Raw genomic sequence first — 24,991 nt, forward strand, 5'->3', positions numbered from 1 at the left:
AAGGTCATTCTAAATATGCGCTTATTTCCTATATCTTTTATGACGTTGCTCTTACTAGCCGCTACAACTTTAGTAACTCAGGCACAAGCATCCTATCCCAGAAACGTTGTTGCTCAATACATTAAAGACTGTACTGCCGGACGAGGTGCTCAAGCTCGTGCTGTTTGTGCCTGCATCATTAAGGGCATTCAGTTAAAATATACCTATGAGGAATTTCAAATTCTTAATAGCCAGATCAACCAAACTGGAAGTGTGCCAGCGAGTTTAAATAATATTATTAAAACCTGCAAAGCCAACCCAAATACTTCTAGTTTCAACTTCAGGAAATTAGAAAAGACGCTCTATTAGTGCTTTTCAAACTTAGGCGCTTTCATCCTGGTTACTGGAGTCGGCAGTTTGATTTGATGCGATCGCGTTTTGGTTTCGTCTGCTCTGGTTTGCAGCTTTACTAGAGCGAATGACTATAACACGAGTATTGACTGGTTGTTGTGAGGTTTCCTTCTCTTCCTGGCTACCACCCTCCAGCTTAGTAATAGTGTCTTTCGCTAACCGTTCGCTAAAACCAACGACAAAAGCTACGGAGAAAAGGAAAAAAGCAGCTTTGGTCTCTGGATTATCAGCCGCTTTAATCGCTGCATCTGAACTGGAAGCATTGGTTGTTGCAGGTATGAGCGGTGTACTGACCACGCCAGAATTAATGAATGCTAGAAACAGAATACCAAAAGATGCACCGACTACAGGTTTGAAAAAGCCGATGAAGATGGGGGTAAGTCGATCGCAGTATGCTTCCTGATCATACGATTTACCGATTACACGAGTCAGAATGCTGACAATACTGCCTAGTGTGCCTGCTGCTGCAACCCAAAGTATTTGACTAAGTATTTTTGAAAATCCAATGTCAACGCTAGATAAAATATTTTGTATTAATGAGCTTCGTTTAGTCTGAGCAATTCTTTCTTGCTGAGTTTCAAGCTTTTGCTTAACCATCTGTGCCTCATCAGTCTTTCGTTGAAGATCGGCAATGACTAGCGCTTTAGTAGCCAATTCATCATCCAATAAGGCTTCTCTTTGGTTTTCAGCTCCCAGCTGAGAAGGTGTCGTTTTTGTTTTGGCTCTTTCCCGATCTATTTTAGCGTTAAGGTCGTCAATTTTCTTATCTTGCTTACTAATTAAAGCCTCGACTTTTCTAGTATCTGCATTAGAATTATATACTGCATACTGGAGTAGTGCTAGGGAAAAAAGCCCACCGAATATAATGATAAATGACCAGGAAAGTCCATAAATAACACTAAGTCGAACTGACTTTGAATGCCAGATATAAAAGAATTGGTTGGCAAGCAAACCTATTACTCGCGGATGTTCATGTCTGATTACCTCTTTTTCAATATCAAGGCGGATTTGTCGAGTGAATTCTTTACTGAGTTTCTTCTGAAATAAAGAGGACAGTGCAACTTCCAGTGAACAGACCAAGCTGTTGAGTGCGCCTAACTTTTTGTCTTGATTAGTGCCTAAAACCAGGCGTTCAATTCTTTGCAACAGAACGGCAAGCTTGGGAATTTCGGTCTGTAAGTTCTCAGGTAAGTCTTTTTGATCAAATTCTCTAACGTCTTGAGCAATTCGTTCTCTTAATTGCTTAAGATTATCTAAGACAGATTTTTGAGTATGTACTGCTGGGAAAACAGTAATTTTGATCTCTGGGCGACCATTATTTTGACGCTCAGAAGCAGTTTGGTTTGGCTGAGCGGTTTCTTCGTGCTGAAACGTCATCGAAAACCTCCGCTGTCTGGTTGAAGTATTTCCAAGCTGCGAGGTTTCGCTGATTGCCAAAACTTTCTATGGCTTGCTCAGATTATTCTAATTCTGATGCAAAAATGAAAAGTCAGTGGTACCCGTTTGGGTTATCTTAGCCGTCTGTTTGACCTTTGCTTTTTGACCCTTTCGCTTTGCACTATTTTGCTTTTGCCGCGGCCTCTTCATGCCATGCGATCGCCTCTTGCCGAATGGTTTCTAGTTCCTCTGGAGCCATTTTGTCGAGGTTTCTGAGGATAAAGCTCATGCGTCCCTGAGTGGTGAGTTTGGCACGATGGCGATCGAGAAAATCCCAGTAAAAGAAATTGAAGGGACATGCCTTTTCGCCCGTGCGCGCTCTAGGGTTGTAAACGCACTTGCCGCAGTAATCACTCATTTTGTTGATGTAGTTAGCAGAGGCCGCATAGGGCTTGGATGCCAGCACGCCACCATCGGCAAATTGCCCCATGCCAATGACGTTTGTTTGCATGACCCAATCGTAGGCATCAATAAACGCAGCGTGAAACCAGTCTTCGATCGCTTGGGGTGAGATACCTGCAATTAGCGCGAAGTTGTTTAACACCATCAGTCGTTGAATGTGATGCGCGTATCCCATTTCCTTGACCTGCGTGAGGATCTGATGCAGGCAGTTCATGGATGTGTCACCCGTCCAGTAAAAGTCAGGTAGTGGTTGAGTGTGATGAAACCAGTTACGCTCTGGATAGTCGTCACTCATGAAGCTGTAGATGCCGTGCATGTACTCCCGCCAGCCCAGCACTTGCCGAATGAAGCCTTCAACGCTGCTGAGGTGCCAGGTCTCTCGATTGTCAAGATAGGCTTGCTCGGCGGCTTCGATGACTTCGATCGGCTGTAGCAGGCCCAGATTGAGGTAGGGCGACAGCATGGCATGCCACATCGTGATTTCGCCCGCTAACATAGCATCCTGGTAAGGGCCAAAGTCAGACAGGCGCATCGTGATGAAAAAATGCAGCACTTGCAGCGCTTGTTCACGCGTCACGGCCCATTGAAACGGTTCAATTTGCCAATACTGCTGGCTGGTTTTGAAGTGATCGCTCTGCTTGACCCAGGTGATCACCTCCTGCGTGATGGCATCAGGTGAAAACCAGAGGGCTTCGGGTAGGGTTAGTTTGCCTTTGGGTGGTTTGCGGTTTTCTTGATCAAAGTTCCAGCGACCACCGACGGGCTGCTCACCTACCATGAGAATGTTGCAGCGGCGACGGCCTTCACGATAAAAGTCCTCCATCAGTAAGCGTTTGCGCTTGCCTGCCCACTCTCTAAAATCAGCTTCACTCCAAATGAAGTGGTTGTTGGGAACAAGGGTGACTGTACACGGAAGTTGAAGAGAGGCGATGAAGTGGGCAAAGGGGCGATCGTTCGGCACCATTACCCGCAGTTCCGTGATGTGATGCGTTTTGATCCAAGCCTTCAGTGGCGTGAGAAAATCCTCAGCTTGCTCGTAGGTGACTGACCAGCCTGCCTGTCTAAGTTCTTCAGCGAAATGCCGCATTGCTGACCACACCAGCACCAGCTTTTGCAGATGATAGGGGCGTTCTTGCACATGCTTTAGTGACTCAATGAAAAGCACAGGCGTGCGCGATCGCTGCTCTACACAGCTTTGCAGCGCGGCTTGCTCTGCCCACAGTTGATCCCCTAGCACCCAGACTCCAACGATCGTCATCTGCTTTCCTAACGCAAACACTTACCTGAAATGGCTGTTATAGAAATGACTATCCACCCATCAAGATAGTCTCTGGTCCACCTTCACAGGCTTGTTGGGGAGCGGTTTAGAAGCAGAAGATTGGCGCTCTTGTGTCACTCTAATCAAAAATCGTAATGCTTCATTGACGGCAGCGGCGCTTGGAAGCATTTCTGCCACATCAGGCTCCAAGCGAATGACCATCCTACCAAAGCTTTTTCGTCCAGTGCCTAACTTTCTGACGCTTAAGCCTTTCAGGTCGTATTCTGGACGAAGTTCGTCTTCCAGTTCTGGATTATCCTTCTGCATAGGCTTCTCGCTCAGATCGGGTGACTTCTCTAGCACTAATGAGACGAATGGATTTTCCTCTCCCCGTATACGAAACAAGCAACAACCGTCCTCGATTAGACTCTCCAACAGGACTTACGCAAATTCTCTAAAACTAGCCCCCCAACCCCCAAATTTGGGGGAGCAAGCACTCAAAGTCCCCCAGAATTGGGGGATTTAGGGGGCGACTGCGTAAGTCCTATCCATTCTAAGATAACGCTCTTCTTTCTCAGAGTGGTCGGGGTCGTAGAAGTCAACGTAAAGCGGATGATCAAAAATTGTCTTCGCTTCCTCAAACTGAATACCGTGCTTGGACAGATTGCTGTTTGCTCTGTTTTCGTCTCAAGTAAACTTCATATCTTTGTATGGTAAATTCTCACCCCAATGCGGTAACGCTTGATGCACCAATTTTTTTGATTATCACCCTTACTTAATGATCTTTCTATGCAACAGTTCAAACTGTGCAAAATCTCCTAGCCCTGATCCCATACCCTATCCCTCTATCCTCATCTCGCGTGATAATGAGCTAATGCAACATCTGCTACCCATGACTACAAAACCCAAAATTATTGTTCTGGACGACGATCCAACGGGGTCGCAGACGGTACACAGTTGTCTGTTGTTGATGCAGTGGGATGTGGAAACGTTGCGGCTGGGGCTGACAGACGACGCGCCGATCTTTTTCGTGCTGACGAATACACGGGCCTTAACCCCAGATAAAGCAGCAGCGGTCACGCGGGAGGTGTGCCATCACCTGAAAGAGGCGATCGCCCTCGAACAGATTCACGATTTTTTGGTGGTGAGTCGATCGGATTCTACCCTGCGCGGACATTACCCGATCGAAACCGATGTCATTGCAGAGGAGCTTGGCCCTTTTGATGCTCACTTTCTCACGCCTGCCTTTTTTGAAGGGGGACGCACAACGCGAGATAGCATCCATTACCTAAAGGTTAACGGTGTGGATACGCCCGTACACGAAACCGAGTTTGCACGCGATTCGGTGTTTGGCTATCACCATAGTTACTTACCTGCCTATGTTGAAGAGAAAACAGACGGTAAGATTCTGGCCGATCGGGTAGAACGCTTTCTGGTGCAAGACATTCAGGCGGGTGTCCTCGATCGCCTTCTGCAACTGCATGACAATCAGTGTGGTGTAGTGGATGCGGTGACGCAAGGTGATCTCGATCGTTTCGCAGTAGATGTTTTGGCAGCCGCGTCCCAAGGCAAACGGTTTCTCTTTCGCAGTGCGGCAAGTTTGCTGACCGCGCTAGCAGCGTTGCCACCCCAGCCGATCGCGCCTGAAGCGATGGCAAACTATGTCCGTAACGGGAAGCCCGGTGGTGTCATTGTGGGATCTCACGTGAAGAAAACCACCGAGCAGCTAGAACACCTGCTGGCGCAACCGGGGATCGTTGGCGTTGAGCTAGCGGTGGCACGGTTGCTAGAGAAAGGGGAGAATGAGCGATCGTCCCTCCTTGCCGAAGCCGTTCAAGCGGTCAACGCTGCTCACACTGGAGGCAAAACCCCTGTTGTGTATACGAGCCGTCAAGAACTTACCTTCGACGATACGCAGACCCGACTGAACTTTGGTGAAGCCGTCTCGGCCCTGCTCATGGACATCATTCGCCACTTGCCCGATGACATCGGCTTTCTCATTAGCAAAGGTGGCATCACCTCCAACGATACCCTCAGCAATGGCTTGGCGCTCAGAACCGCTCGGTTGTTGGGTCAAGTGCTAGCAGGCGTTTCAATGGTGCGTACCCCATCCAATCATCCCCAGTTTCCCGATCTGCCTGTTGTGCTATTTCCTGGCAATGTCGGCGATGCGAGTGCTCTAGCAACGGTCTATCAACGCTTGAGCCAGCAGAAGAGTTAGGGACGGCAAATTCCAAACTGGGCATGCTTAGGATGAATACAGTGTTCATCGCTTTAACCCATTCTTATCAGTATGTCGATTGCTGAACAAACGCCACAACCGCTGATTCTCCATCGTCGCTCATTCTCCTTTCGTAGTCTTGCCAGTGCGGTTTTTAACACTCTTTTGGGGGCGGGATTGCTGCTCTGGAGTGGTCCTGCGAAGCTGGACTGCCAAAAAATAGAGCTAACTCAGGTAACGTGCCAATTTAACACTCCCGGCTGGCTCGGCCTGGCGATGTGGCGAAACAAACCCATCCACAACTTGCAAGGCGTGCGCCTAGATACCTCTGTAGCTGAGGGCATGTTCTATAAGATTGTTTTGCTTACCAGCGAGGGTGAGGTGCCATTAAGACCCTACCAAACGTCTGGATGGGACAACACGAGAGAAACCGTCGATCGCATCCAGACCTTTCTCAAAGACCCAGCCGCCACTCATTTAAGTGTTGCCCAGGTGGATTGGCTGCAATGGTGGGGACTTGCACCGGGAGCGCTTTTTTTCCTGTTGGGGTTGCGATCGCTGTCTGTGAGCTTATTTAGCATCAAGACCAGAGCGTTTGAATCGTATCAGTTTGACTCAACTCAACATCAACTGATCTATCGGTATGGCAGCCTTCTACGGCGGCACCAGGAGCAATACCCCTTCTCACACATTCAACGGTTGATTGTCGATTTAGACCAGTGGGCTAAAGCACGGTTTTTGATGGAGTTGCGATCGGGTGAAGTGTTTTGCCTAGTTGGTGCCTCTTTTCAGGGACAGCGGACATCCTTACTCGGTTTAAAGTGGCAGCAAGTACAGCCCCTCGCTGATCAAGCGAGCCATTACACTCACCGTTCCTGGCAACTTACCATTGACTTCTGGCACCACTGGGTGCAACAGCAAACCGCTAAGAACCAACCAATGAATGTGAACATACGGTTTTTCCACACTCGGCTAGAGCCAGTGAGCGTCTGGAGTTTTGATTGGTCAACCCGATCGCTTTCGCATCAGGGTAGTAACACGGTCGATACCTATAAGCTGAAGGATGTTGTCGAGGTGCAAACGCTACCTGTTGGAGATCCGATCGAAAAAGATGATGACGATGTTTACATGTACTACGAAGTCAATTACCAGCTAAGGTTGCTGTTGTCTTCAGGCAAGCCGCTTTTAGTGAAGCAATTCTCCAGTCACGAATACCATTGGAAACCTACCCACGTCAGAAAAGCGGCAGCACAGGAACACGCGGAAACGACAGCTCAGTATATTCGTGAGTATATCTGCAAAAATTGATGGGTACGGCTAGAAGCGCAACTCCCTACTCCCCCTTCACAACTATGGAACGCATCGGTTTTATCGGTCTCGGCATCATGGGCAAGCCAATGGCGCGGAACTTGCTCAAAGCTGGGTATCCGCTAGTTGTTTACAACCGCAGTCGGGCAGCGATGGATGAATTGGCAGTGGATGGAGCGATGCTGGCTGAGTCACCGCAAGCGATCGCCCAACAAACAGATGTTGTAATTAGCTGTGTGTCTGACTCACCGGATGTAGAGGCGATCGCGCTGGGCAGCAAGGGCATTATTGAGGGCGCAAAACCAGGGATGACGTTTATCGATATGTCCACGATCGCCCCTACTACGGCTCGCAAAGTCTACACCGAACTCAAGGAGAAGGGAGTGGATGCACTGGATGCTCCGGTTTCAGGTGGTGATATTGGGGCACAGCAAGGCACCTTGTCGATTATGGCGGGCGGCGATGAAGCGGTGTTTCAGCGATCGCTCCCCATCTTGCAGGCAATGGGCAAAAATATCGTTTACATCGGCGAAGCGGGAGCCGGGCAGGTGACCAAGGCCTGTAACCAAATTGTTGTCGCGCTCACTGTACAGGCGGTTGCTGAGGCACTTACCTTGGCAAAAAAATCAGGCGTGGATGTCGCCAGAGTCCGTGAGGCTCTCATGGGTGGCTTTGCTCAGAGCCGTGTTTTGGATGTTCACGGCAAACGCATTCTGGACGGAAACTTCCAACCAGGCTTCAAGCTCAAGCTCCACCGCAAAGATATGAATATTGTGTTGCAGTCAGGGCGAGAGTTGGGCATACCATTGTTTGGTTCTGCCCAGGTGACTAGCATGATGGACGCGCTACTGGCTCAAGATCAGGGAGAATTGGACAACGCTGCGATCGCCACTTTGTACGAGCTACTTTCAGGGATGAGCTGAACGATCGCGGCTTCGACATGGCTCTAGCGGCTGTCATCAATGACTCATACATATGGCTCGCAGCAGGGGCTCCAGCCCCTAGCCTCGTTTGTGAGGACGGGCGCGGTACGGCCGATGCTTCAAGGTTTCTGAGCTTAATTGATGACGTGCCCTAGCGATTCCAGACCGACAGCAACTGTCTGGCAGTGGCTAGTTTTGCAGCAACACTATCGCTATCAACCCGCGATCGTCTTCATCTCTCCAGCTTTACTTGCTGCTACCTGTTAACTGCTCTACCAGTGCCAGTACCTTCGTACGGCTCAACTTGGCTTCACCTTGTGCTAGCGCATCCAGGGTGGCATGGGCAAACCCTAACGGCAGGCGGCAGAAATCTAGCGCAGGGCCAGGAGGCAGGGCAGCCGTATAAGCATCTGCCAGGGCGAGATTGCGCCGTGCATAGGCGTACATTTCATCCTGGTGCCAGTTCTCAGGGAAGAACCCAACCCCCCGCACCAAGTCATCCGACTGATTGCGCAGAATATTGACCGCCTGCAAGCCGCGTCCAAACCCTACGGCATGAGCACGGTTTGTTTGCGTGCCGTCATACCAACCCCACAGGTCAGAGAGCAACAAGCCAACGGCACCTGCTGCGCAGAAGGTGTAGCGATCGAGATCAGCCTCTGTTTTAATAGTCCAATTGTGCTCTGCCCAGTACGCCATGCGGTCTGCCATCGCAGCAGTCGCATCCCACACGCGTGGCGCGATCGCAATCGGTGCAAACGTTGCCCATTCCCCAATACGGGTAGTTACCTCTGGTAGCAAGGTCGTATGATTCATCAGAAGCGCCTCTAAGCGGCTCTCATCGAGAGCACCATCTGCGGCCTGCAAGGCCAAGCTAATCATCTGTAGCAGCTTTGCTTTCAGCGCATTATCTAGATCAGGGTGGTCTTCGATCTCGTCGATCGCACGCATACAAAGATACGCTGAAGCAACGGCTTCTTGTAAACCCGAAGGCAGCCGACTGATCGGGATGTAAAAAGTACGGCTTGTTTCTGCCAAAATTTCTAGAGCAGTCTTACGTAATTCCATTCCTTCGCTCCTCTTAACCACCACACCGAGTTCGCTCTAAATATATAGCAAAAAACTTAATTTTTACTAAGAAGGAGACTGCACCCTGCTTAAGGTATCTAGACCCTTATACTACACAACCTAAAAATTGCCCTCCTCCTGCAAGTTAGCAAACGGTAATATTTGCTGGTGTAAGGGAATGCCTTGACTATTTCAGCCTCAACAAACTGACGATGAGACGGCCATATACCTGGCTTCAATCAACCTCAAAATAGGGTAAAGAGCGCTAAAGAAGTCGTCTTAGCCGCAGCGTTTGACCCCAAGCGAAAACGGGATTCTACCTGCAAAATCGGTTCTGTTTTGATCGCCACGGTTGACAAAAAGCTTGCCTAACGTATCAGATGAACGAAAAAATCCAGCCTCGAATCATGACTTAATGCATGAGACCCAAGGCATAAGGAGAGAGAAGCTAAAATAAGGTGAACCGTTCCCGGAAACCGCTGATTCACTAATAGCTTGCATTCTCATCTCATCTTGACAAAGCGGAAATTTTTACGTTCAGATTATTTTAAGATATATTAACCTTTTGTGGTTGCAAGATGAGATTGATAGCGGTTTATTCACCGACGCTTTCTTGGCTATAAGGAGTGCCTAATGCTGCTGGAGGCGTTGCTTTACCTGCCAGACCAATCATCGCCAGTAGCGCGATCGCGTAGGGCAACATCACCAAAAACTGATAAGGAATATTGAGATTAAACGCTTGAATGCGAAGCTGCAATGCTTCGGTTGCGCCAAACAGCAAACAGGCCAGCACTGTGCTTACGGGATGCCAACGCCCGAAAATCAATGCGGCCAGCGCAATAAAGCCCTTCCCAGCGCTAATATCTTCCGTGAAGAACTTCACATGCACCAGCACCAGATACGCCCCTCCCAACCCGGCTAAGCAGCCACTCAACATGACGCTGACGTAGCGCACCAATCCCACCCGAATACCCGCTGTATCGGCGGCACGGGGATATTCTCCAACGGCTCTCAGGGTTAAGCCAAGACTGGTATGAAAGAGAATATAAGTACTCAACGGCAGTAGGAGTAGCAAGAAATACACCAGCGGATCTTGATTAAACAACAATGGCCCTAACACTGGGATTTGGCTTAGCCCTGGAATGGCGATCGCAGGAAGTCCAGGCAGTTTTTGAGTCGTACTACCGTTAAAAACAAGCCGCGACATAAACGCCGTCAGCCCCGCAGCAGAGAGATTAATGGCTAGCCCTGAAACCAGTTGATTCACTTGCAAAGTGACCGATAGGTACGCATGCAGCAACCCCACTAGTCCACCACTCACCACCGCTGCCACGATCCCCAACCACACATTTTGATTGCTGTAAAACGTCGCTGCTGCACCCACAAACGCTCCCGTCAGCAGCATGCCCTCCAGCCCAATGTTCAACACGCCCGATCGCTCAGACCATAGCCCACCTAACGCTGCAAACGCTAACGGCATCGACAGCCGTAAACTGGCAGAGAGATAGTCAGAAAGGAAGGCGAGATCGTTCATAGATGCAGAGGAAAGGATAAGGGATAAAGGATGAAAAGTTTCCACTGACGCGCCCTTGAAAATCAGGATTAAGGTTTTGCGGCGGCGGCAAGCGAGGCGATCGGCTGTGAGCGAGACGATACTTTGCGCTCTAGGACGAGTCCGATAGCGATAAAGAGAACGGTCAGCCCCTGAATGGCATAAACCACTGTAACTGGAACCCCCGCACTGCGCTGCATGACGTTAGCGCCGCCGCGCAACGCACCAAAAAAGAGCGAGGTGAGCAACACGCCCGCTAAGTTTCCTCGACTGAGAAAGGCGATCGCGATCGCATCAAACCCGTACCCCGGTGAAAAGTTCTCAAACAAGCGATATTTCAAGCCCATGACTTCGCCGGAGCCTGCCAGACCTGCTAAGCCACCCGATAATGCCATCACCAGCATAATCGTGCGTTCTACCGAGATCCCCACATAGCGAGCGGCAAGCGGGTTTTGCCCCACCGTTTCAATTTGATAGCCAAGGGGCGATCGGGCAAAGACGATCCACAGAACGATGGTAGCCAGCACGCCCAGCAAAATTCCAGCGTGAGTCTGCGTTTGCGGCAGCACGATCGGCAACTGAGCAGAGGGATCAATCAGGTTGCTGTAAGGGGTAGGCGCTTCGGGATCTTTCATGGGACTGCTCACCAGATAGCTCACCAGGTTTTGAGCGATGTAGTTGAGCAGCAGCGTAGTGATGACCTCGTTCACGCCTCGTACCGCTTTCAAGTAACCAGGGATGAAGCCCCACAACCCTCCTAGCAGAAAGCCTCCCAGCAGCGCCAGCGGTACATGGATCACAAGGGGTAGGCCATGCAGGTACAGCCCGACGATCGTGCTGCCCAAGCCACCCATATAAATTTGCCCTTCGCCACCAATGTTGAATTGTCCCGCTTTAAGAGCAACCAGAATACCCAGACTCGCTAGCAACAGGGGAGCCGTTTTAGTCAACGTGTTGCTGAAGCCGTAGTAGTTAGCCAAGGATTCTGTGAACAGCACCGAGTAGGCTTTGAGGGGACTGACCCCCGCGATCGCAATGAGTCCTGCACCCACGAGTAAGGCAGCCGCGATCGCCAAAAGGGGAGACAAAACAGGCAACAGCCAACGCGCACGATCGTTCACAAGCAGTTAAAGGCGGTAGGAAACAATGACTCGCATACTACCTCAAGTTGCTCTCTGATCACTGTTCTCTGCAATCGTAAATTGGGATGTTTGACCAAACTAATCCTAAAACAGCTTTTTAGAGACCTGCAATTGCTGCAACGATACGCAACCCAATTGCCAACATTGGTATAATTACCCACCAAATTGCAGATTTTGTTTTTCTATCAACCAGAGAGCTTTTCTGAGTCTGGATGATGGCAAGCCCTAAAAGTATTAGATACATTGTACCAACGCCAATGACAATGTACTTGTTTGGGGATAGCGCTGTAATCGCAAAGGCAGCGACTGAACCAAAACTAGCAAATAGAATTAATAAGCTGTTAAGGCGATCGTTGTTTGGTCGTATCTCGATCGGATGCCACTGTTCGAGCTGTTCTTTTAATGTTGTGTAACTCTCTAGTGTCGCTGGTACAAAAATTTGGAGATTTTTATTTGATCCCTGAATTAACAATTCTCGTCCCGTATACTCAGTAATTTTGGCAATTTCACTTCGATCAATGATCACGCCTGGAAAGCCATCCTGAATGCGGCTGAGAGCATCTTCACGTAAGATAAGACCATAACTTGACCAGCGCTTTTGTTGTTCCTTTATGGTGTTGCGAACAGAAAAAAACAAAATAACGCTAAAGAGCGGGATAAGAAAGAGCGAAGTGCTTGACAGTTTTCCCCGATCAGCAACAAGTATGCCAATGACCATTGCGATCGTAAAAGTTGGAATCATTGTGAGAAGCATTCTTTGCTTCATCTGACGGAAGAATTCAGGTGACAGTCTGTAAGTCGTCGTCATTAATTTCTGCGGTGAGTTGCAACCTTTTATCGTGCCCATCTTGCCTTTGTTATACGACATGTCATGCATCAAGTATCCTTTAGACGATCGCAAATGGTCGATCCACACAATGGGGTGAACCAACCATTCAAACCTCATAGTCCACTCATTCGGCGTAGCAGGTTTCTACCGATTGCTTATCCGAAAACCGCGATCTCGTTTGATCTGCCCCAGGCTAGGTAGGCGTTGCCCACCCTACTAAAAACTAACAACTAAAAACTTACCAACTATTAGTACAGCGCCATGACCAACCGTTTGCGGTAGTCTTTGGTCAACGCATGGTTGTCGCCAAGCAGGTCAAACACTGCCACCATTGCTTTACGGGCACCATCCTCTCGAAACCGTCGGTCTTTGGTGAGAATACTAAGAAATTGCTCCAAAGCGGCGGCGTAGTTCTCTTCTAGCACCAGGTTGGCGGCATGTTGAAAGGCACGATCGAGGTCACTATCCCCGTCTGGCTGCAACGCAAATTGTTTGAATTGCACCAGTGCTTTCAACGTTTTGGCATGGGTTGCATACTCTTTGTCATAGTCCTGAATTTTCGCCAGCAGCGATTCTGCTACATCCAGGTGATCGGCTTCGAGGTAAAAGTTAGCCGCTTCCAAGATCAGCCCACGATTGTCGGGGTACTGTTCTAGCAACGCCCTGAGTTGTGCTTCGGCTTGCTCGACCTGACCGATCGCCGCATCGGCATAGATTGCTTCCAGGGCCTCATCCAAAACCGATGTGATTTGTAGCTGCGCCAGAAATTCGCGGAGTTTTGGCTCCGGTAACATCCCGACAAAGCCATCCGTCACCGTGCCGTTGACTGCAACCTTGACATCAGGAACGCCTTCCACGCCGTAAGTATGGGCTAAGTCAGGACTCTGATCGATATCGACTTTTGCCAGAACAAAATCGTACTCCTGTGCCAGCTTTTCTAGCACAGGCTTTAGCATTTGGCAGGGGCCACACCACTGGGCAAAAAAATCGATGAGTACAGGCTTGGCGTGAGATTGCTGAATCACTTCAGCCTCAAAATTGGCCTGATTAACCGCAACGGAAGTACCCATTATTTTGCTTTGCCAGCCGCTTTAGTGGTTTCAGTGTCTGCGGTTGCAGACGTGCTGCCATTGTGAGAATCCACAACGCTCGCTTGCAGGTGGGCTTCCAAGAACCATAGCCGCTTGTCGATCGCCCGCGATACCTCGGTGTAGAGATCAGCCGTATCGGCATCGCCCAAGTCATCAGTTTTGGCAATGCCCTCGCGAACAAGTTTGGCGTAGATGGCATAGCGATCGGCCAGCGCCACCACATGATCTTTGCCATCCAGAATGTCAAAGGGATACTCCGGCAATTCCGAAACCTGTGCGGCAACGCGAGCCGTGCCCAAAGCCAGACCGCCCAATGCCGTCACCCGTTCAGCCACCAGGTCAATAAACTCTTCCAGTTCGCCTGCCAGTTCATCAAACAATTCATGGAGCTGATAAAAGTCCAACCCCTTCACGTTCCAGTGTGCCTGCTTGACCTGCGTTTTAAGGTCTAGCGTAAAGGCCAACGTCTGATTGAGCAGTCCGATAATCTGTGCGCGCGTTTCAGCGAGAAGATCAATGCGCGTTGCATACAGTGGTTGCTTGTAATCCTTACTACCCATGTGCTTGAGCCTCTGACAGAACCATTATCTATACCCAGTTTAGAGAGAAAAGTCCTAAAACGCGCAAATGGTTTTGAGAAATAGCCTGTTGGGTGAGCCTTTTATGCCCTCGCAAGTGAACCGCTTACGACCTCACGACAGTCTTATTAATAGGACTTACGCAAAAGCGATCATCTTTCGCCCCCTAGCCCCCAATGCTGGGGGAACCGAGCCAATTAAAGCCCTCAGCATTGGGGGCTAGGGGGCAAATGCGTAAGTCCTAATTAAAAGAAAGAGCCTTACTGAAAGAAAGAGAAGGGTATTCCCCGGATCACTTGAAGTTTGCATGAAGAACGAAGAGTCATTAACTGCATTTGCTATGAACACTCCCCTTTTCGATCGCGCCATGACATTCAAACTGTTTGCCGTCTTTACCTTAATTGGGACGGTTGTAGCCGTGTTGCCTATCCCTCGCTTCAACGCTGATATCAAAGGTGTGGCGCTGGAGGCTCCCATGCAAAGAGAGACAGCCGTAAAGCTTTCGGCGATTGATCAAGCCTGGTAAAGAGGTAGGGGCGAAGCATACGGTTCATCATTCCTTTAAACTGCACGAAAAAGCATTGCCCGATGCTTTGCCTTTACTCTTCGGTGATTGTCTCTGCAACGGGTTTACGAGTTTTGGATTCAATATCCTCTAGCGTTTGCAAGACTAGGCGTTTAGCTTGCAGGTTCCAACCCCATTTCTGCACGTTGAAGGCGATCGCACTACCGATAAACGTGGCAATGAAATCCAATGGCTGCATGAACGAAATGCCGAGCAGCAAGCCCAACCCTGCAATGCCCCAGAAGGGTAGCGCGACGGCCTGACGCTGATTCTCGACTATCTGGCTAATGGGATCGGTCGGCAATTCTGCCAGAAGGGTCTCTTTGACCTGACGTTGTTCACCTGGAGGTACAGACAAGCCAATTTTTTGCCGCAGCTTTTCAATTTTGCGGGCATCGGTGCTGTATTGCGTCAATTCGTCCTCTGCCATGAGGATTAAGCGCTCGTATTGTCCCATTGCATTCCCCCATTCGACGATTAGCTTGCGCCTGAAGTTTTATTACCCAGGACTTACGCAGTTTGACTAAAACCTCGGAGGTTGAAGCAACAGCATTGTTTTAGCTATCTGATTTCTGGTTCAAAGCTCCGAGGTTTGCGTAAGCCTTATTATCTCTTACTGGCTGCGATCGCCGCAAAGCAACAGTGCGATTCTTCTGGGCCAGTTCGTCGTCTGGGTTGAGCGCTAACACCTTGTCGTAGCAAGCGATCGCCTCGTCTACTCGCTCCAGGCTAAGCAAAATACTCCCTAGATTGTTTCGCGCTTTGGGATCGTTTGGTCGTAGCGCGATCGCGTGGTCATAGCTGTCAGCCGCTTCGGCAAACCGTTCCAGTTGTTTGAGTGCGACCCCTCGGTTGAACCAGCTTTCGTAATGATTGGGTTGATACTCCAGTGCGCGCTCGTAGCTGGCGATCGCATCGTCGTAGTGCCCCAACTTCAACCAGCAACAGCCTCGTCCGAAAGCAGCCGCATGATTGGGCTGAAGCATAAACGCCTTGTCGTAACCCAAAATGGCATCTTTATACCGCCCAGAACGCTTGAGACACATGGCCCACTGATACCAGGATTCGGCATCGTCTGGATTTAACCCCAGCGCCTTGTCATAGCTCACGATCGCGGCTTCGTAGTCGCCCAAGCCCATCAACGCGGCTCCACGACCGCTAAACGCGACCTGGTAGTCAGGCTGTAGCTCTAGCACTTGGTTGAAATGCTTGATGGCGCTTTCGTAGCGACCTGTGGCATAAAGGGCTAACCCTTGACTGTACCAGGCATCTGCAAACGTGGGCTGCTGCTCCAAAGCGGTGTGCAGGTGCGCGATCGCGGCTTTGTACTGCCCGGTCATGTAGAGCGCAAGCCCCAAACTATAGTGCGCATTGGGAAAGTCTGCCTGAAGTGCCAGCACCTGTTCAAAGCTGGCGATCGCGCGTTCATGCTGCCCCAGTACGGAGGCTGCCCAGCCCAAACTGTAGTGTGTTGATGGGGATGCTGCACTGAACTGAATCGCGTGCTCAAAGCTGGTCAAGGCTTCTGCATGACGGTTGAGCGTGATGAGCGCATTGCCCTTTTCGTTCCAGGCGTTGCCATGCTCCGGCTGAAATTGCAAGATGTGATCAAAATGGGCGATCGCCGCTTCGTATTCTCCCTGTTCGCTCAACGTCAAGCCGCGCTGAAAAACGGCTTCAGCTTCAAACGGTTCAGTTTCGGTGGTCTGCGTCATGGATGTTAATGCGCCCTTCTAGCCAGCAAAAGCGTCTCTGGTGCTTTATGCTCAGCATTCCCAAAATTGCCTGAATCGCTGCAATGGTTGTGGCAGTGTATCTAAACGCAAAAAAACGCATGGGCGAGGTGGAGGCACGAAGACAGCACGAATTCTGGTTGACTGCTATCTTCCCCGTAGGTTGAATGGAGGCACAACCCAATGTCTTGATGTAGTATCGCTCTACCTTTATCAAAGCCAATCACCCGTCACCCCCATGTTCTCACAGCCCTTAAAACTTGCTCTTGTTAGGTTCAATTAAATTGAGGACATATGTAGGTTGAGTGAGGTATGAAACCCAACTAGATTACAGCGACGCTAGGAAAAGTTAGCGGAGTCGAAGCTTTCATCTGATGTAAATGGTTACAGTAGCCCAAGCTCATCAGCTATATTAGCTGTGAAGATCTGCAATTTTAAGCATCTTCAGCCAAAAAGGGTTGCAAAATCGCTATTCTTGTCTTGACAGCTTTAGGGAACTCTGCATCTAAACTATTGTCAAAACTCATTGGTTAATAATTTATGGATGAAGTGTTCAGAAAGGTTGCTGCTTTTGGTTTACCTGGTGTACTACTTGTTATCACAATGGCTGCTACTGGTCTGTTTGGTGCCGCTGCTATAACAGCAGCGTTAGCGACCCTTGGGGGGCCATTTGGAATGCTTGGTGGAATAGGTCTTCTTGGAATTACCGGCCTAATTACTGATGCTTTAGTTAGGTATGGGCTTGATGGTTTCCTTATAGGAGTTTACATAGAGCGTCTTAAGAAGGGAGAGCCTAAGCAAAAGCTCTGCAAAGAAATTGGAGATTTGCCTACTTCTGGAGATCTAAAACGTAAGCTTAGAGAAGCTATTGGTTGTATAGCAAACCATTAGCGAAAGTTAATCGTCAAGCTATTACACATTTAACTCATACAAAAATATCAATGAGGCCGTTGCTGGAAGGCGTTTAACTCAGAATTTAGATGATGAGCGGCTTAGTAGCTAACTAAATTTGAAATGGAACTATAAACAATATTTTGTATGGCTTCTAGAAGATTCGTCATAGCAGACGCGCCGTTTCTTTGTAGGGTAGAGTATAGCAAAAGGACTGAGTAGGAGCCGTTTTCGTGGAGTCCCGTTATAACCCCGCATCAATTGAAAAGCGCTGGCAGCAAACGTGGGCAGAGCAGGGGTTAGACCTCACGCCCGATGATCGCAGCCAGCCAAAATTTTACGCGCTGTCCATGTTTCCCTATCCATCGGGAAGCCTGCACATGGGGCATGTCCGCAACTACACGATTACAGATGTGCTGGCGCGGGTGCGGCGGATGCAGGGCTATCGGGTACTCCACCCAATGGGCTGGGATGCCTTTGGGTTACCTGCGGAAAATGCAGCGATCGATCGCGGCGTTCATCCTGCTAAGTGGACGTACCAGAACATCGACCAGATGCGAGCTGAGCTGAAGCGGCTGGGCCTGTCCTACGACTGGAGCCGCGAGGTGGCAACCTGCTCGCCTGACTATTACAAATGGACGCAGTGGATTTTTCTGCAATTTTTTCAGGCAGGTCTGGCATACCAGAAAGAATCGGCGGTGAACTGGGACCCGATCGACCAGACGGTGCTGGCAAACGAACAGGTGGATGGCGAAGGTAAATCGTGGCGATCGGGTGCAAAGGTCGAACGTAAGCTGCTGCGCCAGTGGTTCTTCAAAATCACCGACTACGCCGAGCAGTTGTTGAACGATTTAGAAACGCTAACTGGATGGCCTGAGCGCGTCAAGCTAATGCAGGCAAACTGGATTGGCAAATCTACCGGGGCTTACCTGGAATTTCCGATCGTCGGTTCCGATGAGAAGATTGGGGTGTTCACGACCCGACCCGATACGGTGTATGGCGTAACCTATGTGGTGCTGGCACCCGAACATCCGCTGACGCAGAAGGTGACAACGAGCGATCGCCAAGCGGCTGTAGAAGCCTTTGTGCAAGAAATTGCTGATCAAAGCGAACTGGAACGCACCGCAGAAGATAAACCCAAGCGCGGCATTCCCACTGGCGGCAAGGCGATTAATCCCTTTACGGGTGAAGAAATTCCCATCTGGATTGCAGACTATGTGCTGTATGAGTACGGTACAGGTGCGGTGATGGGGGTGCCTGCCCATGACGTGCGCGACTTCAAGTTTGCGAAGGAGCAGGGATTAGCGATTCGACAGGTAGTGGCAGCAAGGGAGACAGAGGGCAGAGGGCAGGAGTCAGAAGGGCAGGGAGAGGAGTCAGGAGTCAGGAGTCAGGAGTCAGGAGTAGAATCTTCCCCTACACCCTACACCCTACACCCCGCACCCTTGACCCAAGCCTTTACCGAACCGGGAGTCTTGATCAGTTCAGGCGAATTTAACGGGCTGCAGTCTGTAGAGGCGAAAACGGCGATCGTGCAATTTGCTGAACAGAAAGGCTTTGGCAAGGCGCGGATTCAGTATCGATTGCGGGATTGGTTGATTTCGCGGCAGCGTTATTGGGGCGCACCGATTCCAATTATTCATTGCCCGAAGTGTGGCCCTGTTGCAGTGCCAGATGCCGATTTGCCTGTGCAGTTGCCAGAGAATGTGGAGCTTTCTGGTCGGGGAGGCTCACCGTTGGCAACGCTGGAGTCGTGGGTGAATGTGCCCTGTCCAACTTGCGGGACGGCGGCGAGACGCGAAACCGACACGATGGATACATTTATTGATTCGTCGTGGTATTTCTTGCGCTACCCTGATGCCCGTGATGATCAAAAGGTCTTCGACCCTGCTAAAACCAACGATTGGATGCCCGTCGATCAGTACGTGGGCGGCATTGAGCACGCGATTTTGCATCTGCTGTATTCGCGTTTCTTTACCAAAGTGCTGCGCGATCGCGGCCTGCTCAACTTTGGCGAACCGTTTCAGCGCTTGCTGACGCAGGGCATGGTGCAGGGCGAAACCTACCGGAATCCTCGCACAGGCAAGTACGTTATTGCCACACAAATTGCCGATCTGACAAATCCGACTGATCCCGAAACAGGCGATCCACTGGAATGTGTCTACGTAAAAATGTCCAAGTCCAGTTACAACGGTGTCGCTCCAGGTGCAGTGATTGAAAAATACGGTGCGGATACTGCCCGGATGTTTATCTTATTCAAAGCGCCGCCTGAAAAGGATCTGGAGTGGGATGAGGCTGATGTAGAAGGACAGTCGCGCTTTTTGAATCGGGTGTGGCGGTTAGTGATGGAGTTTGGGAATCAGGAGTCAGGAGACAGGAGCCAAGAGTCAGGAGCCAGACCTGATTCAGAACTCAAAACTCAAAACTCAAAACTCAAAACTGTCTTCACAACCCTCACCAAGCCCGAAAAAGAATTGCGCCGATCGATCCACATGGCGATCGCAGCGATTACGGATGACCTGGAAGGTGAGTATCAGTTCAATACGGCTGTTTCGGAACTGATGAAGCTGAGTAATGCGCTGACGGATGCGACCTGCAAGGATTCGCTTGCATATGCTGAGGGGATTCACGCGCTGCTGCTCATGTTGGCTCCTTTTGCACCGCATATTGCCGAAGAATTGTGGCACAACCTGGGTCATACGGATTCGGTACACATGCAACCCTGGCTGACGGCTGACCCTGCCGCGCTGGTTGAGGATGAAAAAACGGTTGTGATTCAAATCAACGGTAAAACCAGGGGCACAATTCAGGTGGCATCGGCGATCGCGGATGACAAGCCAGCTCTAGAGGAACATGCCCGTGCCTCCGAGATCACCAAAAAACATACCGACGGCAAAGACATCAAAAAGGTGATTGTCGTCCTTGGGAAATTGGTGAATTTTGTAGTGGCAGGTTAAGGATGGAGGGGAGTGAGTTTTGAGTTAAAGAGCGGGTAGTGCCCCAGAGGGCAGGATGACGAGAGCGTGGGAGAGGGAGAAATGCCCATCATCACACGCTCTCACCCTCGCTCCACTATTCTTTATCCTTTTCAAAATAGGACTACCAAAGAGCGATTAGCTATCAGCAGTCAGTGTAGAAGTTTTGCGTGAGAGAGCGGTCAGCGGTCAGCCATCAGCCATCACTTTCTTCTAAAAATCAACAACCAACAACTTCTTCTGCCTTCCGCCCTCTGCCCCTGCCCCCTGCCTCTTACTATAATCGGCTCAAAGCAAGGGATCTTTTGATGCTTGCCTTGAGCCGCCATACCCGCTTAGGCCGCGACTTTTTCCATGTCTGGCTGGTATTGTCCTAGAGCGGCGGCGCTATTTAGCTTCGCCCGATGGTACAGTTCTTTTTGCGCGGCTGCTATGTTCGCATCCTGTCCGTTCCAGGTTTGCATAGCGGCTTGCTGGAGCGCCCGACCATAGGAAAACGTCAGTTTCCAGGGCAGTTGGTCTTTGAACAGGCTGTTCATGGCGCTGAGATGGGCGGTTGCCAGTTCATCGCTTTGCCCACCTGAAAGGAAAGCACAACCGGGGACGGCTGCGGGAACACGCTCTCGCAGACATTTTACCGTCCAGCGTGCTACGTCTTCCACGCTTGCCTGCTGAGGACAATTCTCACCAGAAATGACCATGCTGGGCTTGAGAATCATTTGATCCGGCTCGATGCCTTGAACGTACAGGGCATCAAACACCGTCTTGAGAACTTCGTGATGCACGCCATAGCTCTGCATCAGGGTGTGATCGCCATCCATCAATACTTCTGGCTCGACGATCGGCACCAGTCCCCCTTCTTGACACAGCGCGGCATAACGAGCGAGGGCGTGCGCGTTGGTATCAATGCAACGATGGGAGGGAATACCGTTGCCAATTTTGATGACTGCACGCCACTTAGCAAACCGTGCGCCCATTTTGTAGTACTCGGCAATGCGATCGCGTAGGCCATCTAACCCTTCCGTCACGGTTTCTTCAGGGGATTTGGCTAGAGGTTTTGCGCCTTCATCCAGCTTGATACCTGGAATAACGCCAGCGTCCAGCAGTACCTTTGTAAAGGGCGTACCGTCTTTGGTTGACTGCCGAATTGTTTCGTCAAACAAAATCACGCCGCTAAAAAAGTCACCAATGCCCGGAGTGGTAAAGAGCATTTCGCGGTATGCCCGACGCATTTCTTCTGTTGTGGGAATGCCCAGCTTCTCGAAACGCTTGTTTGCCGTGCTATAGCTTTCATCTGCCGCTAAAATGCCCTTTCCAGGAGCGACCATCGCGTTTGCTGTTCTAACCAATTCTTGCGCGTACATACTTCTACCTCGTCAGGAGCAACGTATTCGTCATCCGCACCAACTAGTCCAACGTACTAATTAGTCCAATGCACTCGTACTTTTCAAGCCTAGCTAATCTTGAGCTATCCGTTCGTCTTCTGCATCACTGGCTTTAGGCTGCGACGATCGACGTTAATCAGGTAAATGCCAGAGAAGATTGAGAACGCAAGGGTAAGGGGAGAGGGAGTTATGAGTGTTAAGTGTGGTATGTGGCATCTGCTTTCCGACGCTTAGCTTAAGTGTTCTGCCTTAAACACGGCTTAAAACGGCATGAAAAAACGACTCTCTTAGCGCTTGCCATCTGCCGCCTCATCCAGCAGGCTAAAGATTTCTTGAGCGGCACGATCGCACACGCCAACATCGCCCAGAGCACGACGCATACTGTCATAGTCTGCCATCATGGTCTGACGACGGTTCTGATCTAACAGCAGCGCCAACGCTTCTTGAACCAGGTTTTCTGGCGTTGCCTGATCCTGCAAAAATTCCGGCACGATCGGCTTCATCTCTACCAGGTTCGGCGGCGAGACAAACGGCAACGAAATCTTGAGCACACGGTTTAAAATCCAGGCCGTGACCGGATTAACTTTGTACATCACGACTTGAGGCACTTTAAGCAGGGCAATTTCGAGATTAACGGTGCCCGACTTGGTAATGGCTAAGTCTGCTGCCGCGATCGCTTGAAGGGTGGGCGAAGACGCTGCAACATCGCTGGCAGCGGCTCGTGGCTCTTCGAGAAGAGTAGCCTGTAACCCATAGCGCTGAATGGCTTGCTCAATGAGGGCACGATATTTGGTTAACGCCAGCGGAATCCAGAAGTGTACGTTGGGCAACTTGGACTGAATCTGCTGGGCAGCCGCAAACATCACGGGCATCAGGTACTTTAACTCTTGCTGCCGTGAGGCTGGTAGGAGGACAATCGCCGTTTGATCAGCTGGAATGCCTAACGCAGAGCGAGCACTGTTTCGATCGAGGGCGCTTTGCATGCGATCGAGCAACGGATGTCCTACCCAGGCAACCTGCCCCCCCTTGCGTTGAAAATAGCTGGCTTCACCCGGAAAGATCGCCAGTATGCGCTTCGTTGCTTTGACCACCAGATCAGAGCGAAAAAGCTTAACTCCCCACGGCCATTGATCGCCCCAGACCCATTCTTGCGGCGCAATGTAGTAGATGATCGGAACCTTGGGAAACTGAGCTGGCAGATATTCACAAAACGCCAGATTAGGTCCCATATAGTCAATGAGAACGGTTAAATCAGGTGGATGCTGCTGCAAATAGCGTTTCGCCTGACGCTGCACTTTGAGAGTCGGCAACACAAACGGCAAGGATTCAAAAATGCCCATCGAGCCGATCGCGCTGGTATGCGCCAGGAGCGTTGCGCCTGCTGCCGCCATGCGATCGCCCCCCATCGCCAAGATTTCTAGTGCGAGTCCTAGTTGTTCAGCCTGACGCTTCAACGCCTTAATTAACAGCGATCCTTGAAGATCGCCCGACACTTCGCCCGTACTAATGAACAGACGTATGGGGCGAGGTGAGTGTTGAGTGTTGAGTGTTGAGTGTTGAGTTGAAGCAGTTACCTGAGGAATGGTGTTATCCGTTTGAATGACTGTGCCTTCATGCCCAGTCTCATGTTCTGGCTCAATCATCGTCATCACCTGACGTTACCACTCGCTTACCAGACGTTGGCCCCCGTCGCCCTGGCTGCTGAGACGATCGTAAAAAGTGCTGGAGGTGATGCACATGTTCATCATATGGCAGCATTTCTAGCTTCTCCAGCGCCTCATTGAGGGAGAGGCCAGAACGGTAGAGAATGCGGAAAGCTTGCTTGAGCGCCTGATACGGTTTCCCCTCCATCGCATCTGCAAAGCCAGCACGCTTGAGACCAACCCGATTGAGCGATCGCACCCGTGCAGGATTACCTTCAACCGCCATGTAGGGCGGCACATCACGCACAATGCGGCTCATCCCACCCACCATCGCATAGCGCCCAATGTGGACAAACTGGTGAACCCCAAAGACCCCACTCAAGCGTGCTCTCGATTCGATATGAACGTAGCCTGACAGCGCTACAGCATTAGAAATAACCACCTGATTTTCAATCACGCAGTTGTGCCCAACGTGGACGTAGGCCATGAGCAGATTGCCATTGCCAATCAACGTAGCTTCGTTTGCATAGGTGGGTCGATTAATCGTGACGTATTCACGGATGTAATTGTCATCGCCAATGCTAACTAAGCCTTCGGAGCCGTCGTACTTGAGGTCTTGAGGTTCTGAGCCAATGGTCGCGCTGGGAAAAATGCGAGTTCTCGCGCCAATCTCTGTCCAACCATCCAGCACGACGTGAGGGCCGATCGTAGTTTCTGCGCCAACCTTAACCCGCGCACCAATGACCGCATACGCACCCACCTGCACCGTTGGGTGCAAGTCAGCACCAGGATGAATCACAGCCGTTGGATGAATTAAGGTTGCCATAGGGTATTAGCGATCGAGGATGGGGTAGGAGTGGTGACACGTTACGGGGTAGAAACTGATAACGCAGCAAACTCTCAGCCGTTTAACCACACTAAACAAATTTTAGACAGACTGAAAACGCGGCAGATCGAGAACATAGATTGGCCCAACAGCAATCTCGTGTGAGTCTTGAACGGTGATTAATCAACAAGGGCAAACTTGAGTTCCCCTTCAGCCACAAGCCGTCCATCGACTTCGGCCCGTCCTTGCATGGTGCCAAAACGACGGCGCTTCACCGAGAGCAGCTCTACTGTCATGATAAGCTGATCGCCCGGTACGACAGGCTGACGAAACCGCACTTTATCGATACCTGCAAACATAAACAGCCCGCTTTGCACGTCTGCCATTTGTGTCAACACAACGCCCCCCACCTGTGCCATTGCTTCCACAATTAGCACGCCCGGCATGATCGGCCTGCCTGGAAAGTGGCCTTGAAAATGAGGTTCATTAAAAGTGACGTTTTTAATGCCAACCGCAAATTTTCCTGGCACGTACTTAATGATGCGATCGACTAGCGAAAACGGGTAGCGATGGGGTAGGAGCTTTTGAATCTCTTCAACCGGGATGGTCACTTCAGTTTCGGGATGGGAGTGTTCAGAGGAGATGTGATCCATCTCAGCTTGAAGAGGCGTTGTCACATGGCTGGAAGGAGCATCGGGAGTATTGACATCAGCGAAGATCGACATGGGTTTAGGGCTTCGATAGAGGTGCAGTAGGGCCGGAGGACATGTTGGT

The 24,991-nt window shown here is 50.4% G+C and carries 23 protein-coding genes and 1 pseudogene; 8 read left to right on the plus strand and 16 right to left on the minus strand.

Annotated elements, in window-relative coordinates; genetic code table 11:
• Positions 1-39: 39 nt before the first annotated feature.
• Complete coding sequence (locus tag AC5JLP_RS02935) at positions 40-348, plus strand: hypothetical protein (RefSeq protein WP_496066403.1); 309 nt, start codon at positions 40-42, stop codon at positions 346-348.
• Between the two features lie 12 nt (positions 349-360).
• On the opposite strand, the gene AC5JLP_RS02940 is transcribed toward AC5JLP_RS02935, so the two are convergent.
• From AC5JLP_RS02940 to AC5JLP_RS02955, 4 genes and pseudogenes are all read right to left on the minus strand, one after another.
• A complete protein-coding gene (locus tag AC5JLP_RS02940) occupies positions 361-1,767 on the minus strand; it encodes a hypothetical protein (RefSeq protein WP_496066404.1) in 1,407 nt (468 codons plus the stop codon).
• 181 nt (positions 1,768-1,948) lie between these two features.
• Positions 1,949-3,487 carry a cryptochrome/photolyase family protein gene (locus AC5JLP_RS02945; RefSeq protein ID WP_496066405.1) on the minus strand — a complete coding sequence of 513 codons (1,539 nt, stop codon included), beginning with the start codon at positions 3,485-3,487 and terminating at the stop codon, positions 1,949-1,951.
• Between the two features lie 60 nt (positions 3,488-3,547).
• On the minus strand, positions 3,548-3,814 hold the full coding sequence (locus AC5JLP_RS02950; RefSeq protein WP_496066406.1) for a hypothetical protein: 267 nt from the start codon (positions 3,812-3,814) through the stop codon (positions 3,548-3,550).
• A 195-nt stretch (positions 3,815-4,009) separates the two neighbouring features.
• A pseudogene (locus AC5JLP_RS02955) lies at positions 4,010-4,162 on the minus strand (BrnT family toxin); the annotation flags it as partial.
• 217 nt (positions 4,163-4,379) lie between these two features.
• Here AC5JLP_RS02955 and AC5JLP_RS02960 point away from each other — a divergent pair.
• The 4 genes from AC5JLP_RS02960 (at position 4,380) to AC5JLP_RS02975 (ending at position 8,206) form a co-directional block, all read left to right on the plus strand.
• Positions 4,380-5,708, plus strand: coding sequence for a four-carbon acid sugar kinase family protein (locus tag AC5JLP_RS02960; protein ID WP_496066407.1), 1,329 nt, complete (start codon positions 4,380-4,382; stop codon positions 5,706-5,708).
• Between the two features lie 72 nt (positions 5,709-5,780).
• Entirely contained in the window at positions 5,781-7,016 is a 1,236-nt protein-coding gene (locus tag AC5JLP_RS02965) for a hypothetical protein (protein ID WP_496066408.1), read from the plus strand.
• Positions 7,017-7,060: 44 nt separating this feature from the next.
• Entirely contained in the window at positions 7,061-7,939 is an 879-nt protein-coding gene (locus tag AC5JLP_RS02970) for a 2-hydroxy-3-oxopropionate reductase (RefSeq protein ID WP_496066409.1), read from the plus strand.
• A 141-nt stretch (positions 7,940-8,080) separates the two neighbouring features.
• On the plus strand, positions 8,081-8,206 hold the full coding sequence (locus tag AC5JLP_RS02975) for a hypothetical protein (protein ID WP_496066410.1): 126 nt from the start codon (positions 8,081-8,083) through the stop codon (positions 8,204-8,206).
• Here the strand turns inward: AC5JLP_RS02975 and AC5JLP_RS02980 are convergent.
• From AC5JLP_RS02980 to dps, 6 genes are all read right to left on the minus strand, one after another.
• The gene (locus AC5JLP_RS02980; protein ID WP_496066411.1) at positions 8,186-9,007 is read right to left on the minus strand and encodes a squalene/phytoene synthase family protein; all 822 of its coding nucleotides are present in this window, start codon (positions 9,005-9,007) and stop codon (positions 8,186-8,188) included. The genes AC5JLP_RS02975 and AC5JLP_RS02980 overlap by 21 nt on opposite strands.
• Before the next feature lie 595 nt (positions 9,008-9,602).
• Positions 9,603-10,541, minus strand: coding sequence for an ABC transporter permease (locus AC5JLP_RS02985; protein ID WP_496066412.1), 939 nt, complete (start codon positions 10,539-10,541; stop codon positions 9,603-9,605).
• Between the two features lie 68 nt (positions 10,542-10,609).
• Complete coding sequence (locus tag AC5JLP_RS02990) at positions 10,610-11,680, minus strand: ABC transporter permease (protein WP_496066413.1); 1,071 nt, start codon at positions 11,678-11,680, stop codon at positions 10,610-10,612.
• A gap of 118 nt (positions 11,681-11,798) precedes the next feature.
• The gene (locus tag AC5JLP_RS02995; protein ID WP_496066414.1) at positions 11,799-12,509 is read right to left on the minus strand and encodes a hypothetical protein; all 711 of its coding nucleotides are present in this window, start codon (positions 12,507-12,509) and stop codon (positions 11,799-11,801) included.
• Positions 12,510-12,778: 269 nt separating this feature from the next.
• Positions 12,779-13,600, minus strand: coding sequence for a tetratricopeptide repeat protein (locus AC5JLP_RS03000; protein ID WP_496066415.1), 822 nt, complete (start codon positions 13,598-13,600; stop codon positions 12,779-12,781).
• Entirely contained in the window at positions 13,600-14,181 is a 582-nt protein-coding gene (gene dps / locus AC5JLP_RS03005) for a DNA starvation/stationary phase protection protein Dps (RefSeq protein ID WP_496066416.1), read from the minus strand. Before dps ends, AC5JLP_RS03000 begins: the two co-directional genes overlap by 1 nt.
• 358 nt (positions 14,182-14,539) lie before the next feature.
• Here dps and AC5JLP_RS03010 point away from each other — a divergent pair, with 358 nt between their 5' ends.
• Positions 14,540-14,725 carry a hypothetical protein gene (locus tag AC5JLP_RS03010; RefSeq protein ID WP_496066417.1) on the plus strand — a complete coding sequence of 62 codons (186 nt, stop codon included), beginning with the start codon at positions 14,540-14,542 and terminating at the stop codon, positions 14,723-14,725.
• A 73-nt stretch (positions 14,726-14,798) separates the two neighbouring features.
• Here AC5JLP_RS03010 and AC5JLP_RS03015 read toward each other — a convergent pair whose 3' ends face one another.
• On the minus strand, positions 14,799-15,221 hold the full coding sequence (locus AC5JLP_RS03015; protein ID WP_496066418.1) for a hypothetical protein: 423 nt from the start codon (positions 15,219-15,221) through the stop codon (positions 14,799-14,801).
• Positions 15,222-15,321: 100 nt separating this feature from the next.
• On the minus strand, positions 15,322-16,479 hold the full coding sequence (locus tag AC5JLP_RS03020; protein WP_496066419.1) for a tetratricopeptide repeat protein: 1,158 nt from the start codon (positions 16,477-16,479) through the stop codon (positions 15,322-15,324).
• A gap of 558 nt (positions 16,480-17,037) precedes the next feature.
• Here AC5JLP_RS03020 and AC5JLP_RS03025 point away from each other — a divergent pair.
• Together AC5JLP_RS03025 and leuS are read left to right on the plus strand one after the other, a co-directional pair.
• On the plus strand, positions 17,038-17,388 hold the full coding sequence (locus AC5JLP_RS03025) for a hypothetical protein (RefSeq protein WP_496066420.1): 351 nt from the start codon (positions 17,038-17,040) through the stop codon (positions 17,386-17,388).
• Between the two features lie 233 nt (positions 17,389-17,621).
• Positions 17,622-20,345 carry a leucine--tRNA ligase gene (gene leuS, locus AC5JLP_RS03030; protein ID WP_496066421.1) on the plus strand — a complete coding sequence of 908 codons (2,724 nt, stop codon included), beginning with the start codon at positions 17,622-17,624 and terminating at the stop codon, positions 20,343-20,345.
• 353 nt (positions 20,346-20,698) lie between these two features.
• Here the strand turns inward: leuS and AC5JLP_RS03035 are convergent, their stop codons facing one another.
• The 4 genes from AC5JLP_RS03035 to fabZ all read right to left on the minus strand — a co-directional run bounded on the left by AC5JLP_RS03035 (position 20,699) and on the right by fabZ (position 24,942).
• Complete coding sequence (locus AC5JLP_RS03035) at positions 20,699-21,727, minus strand: class I fructose-bisphosphate aldolase (protein WP_496066422.1); 1,029 nt, start codon at positions 21,725-21,727, stop codon at positions 20,699-20,701.
• Positions 21,728-22,035: 308 nt separating this feature from the next.
• A complete protein-coding gene (lpxB, locus tag AC5JLP_RS03040; protein ID WP_496066423.1) occupies positions 22,036-23,391 on the minus strand; it encodes a lipid-A-disaccharide synthase in 1,356 nt (451 codons plus the stop codon).
• Positions 23,384-24,217 (minus strand): acyl-ACP--UDP-N-acetylglucosamine O-acyltransferase, encoded by an 834-nt coding sequence (gene lpxA, locus AC5JLP_RS03045; protein WP_496066424.1) that lies wholly within the window; start codon positions 24,215-24,217, stop codon positions 23,384-23,386. Before lpxA ends, lpxB begins: the two co-directional genes overlap by 8 nt.
• 179 nt (positions 24,218-24,396) lie before the next feature.
• On the minus strand, positions 24,397-24,942 hold the full coding sequence (gene fabZ / locus AC5JLP_RS03050) for a 3-hydroxyacyl-ACP dehydratase FabZ (protein WP_496066425.1): 546 nt from the start codon (positions 24,940-24,942) through the stop codon (positions 24,397-24,399).
• Between the last annotated feature and the right edge of the window lie 49 nt (positions 24,943-24,991).

This window comes from Stenomitos rutilans (assembly GCF_059505485.1).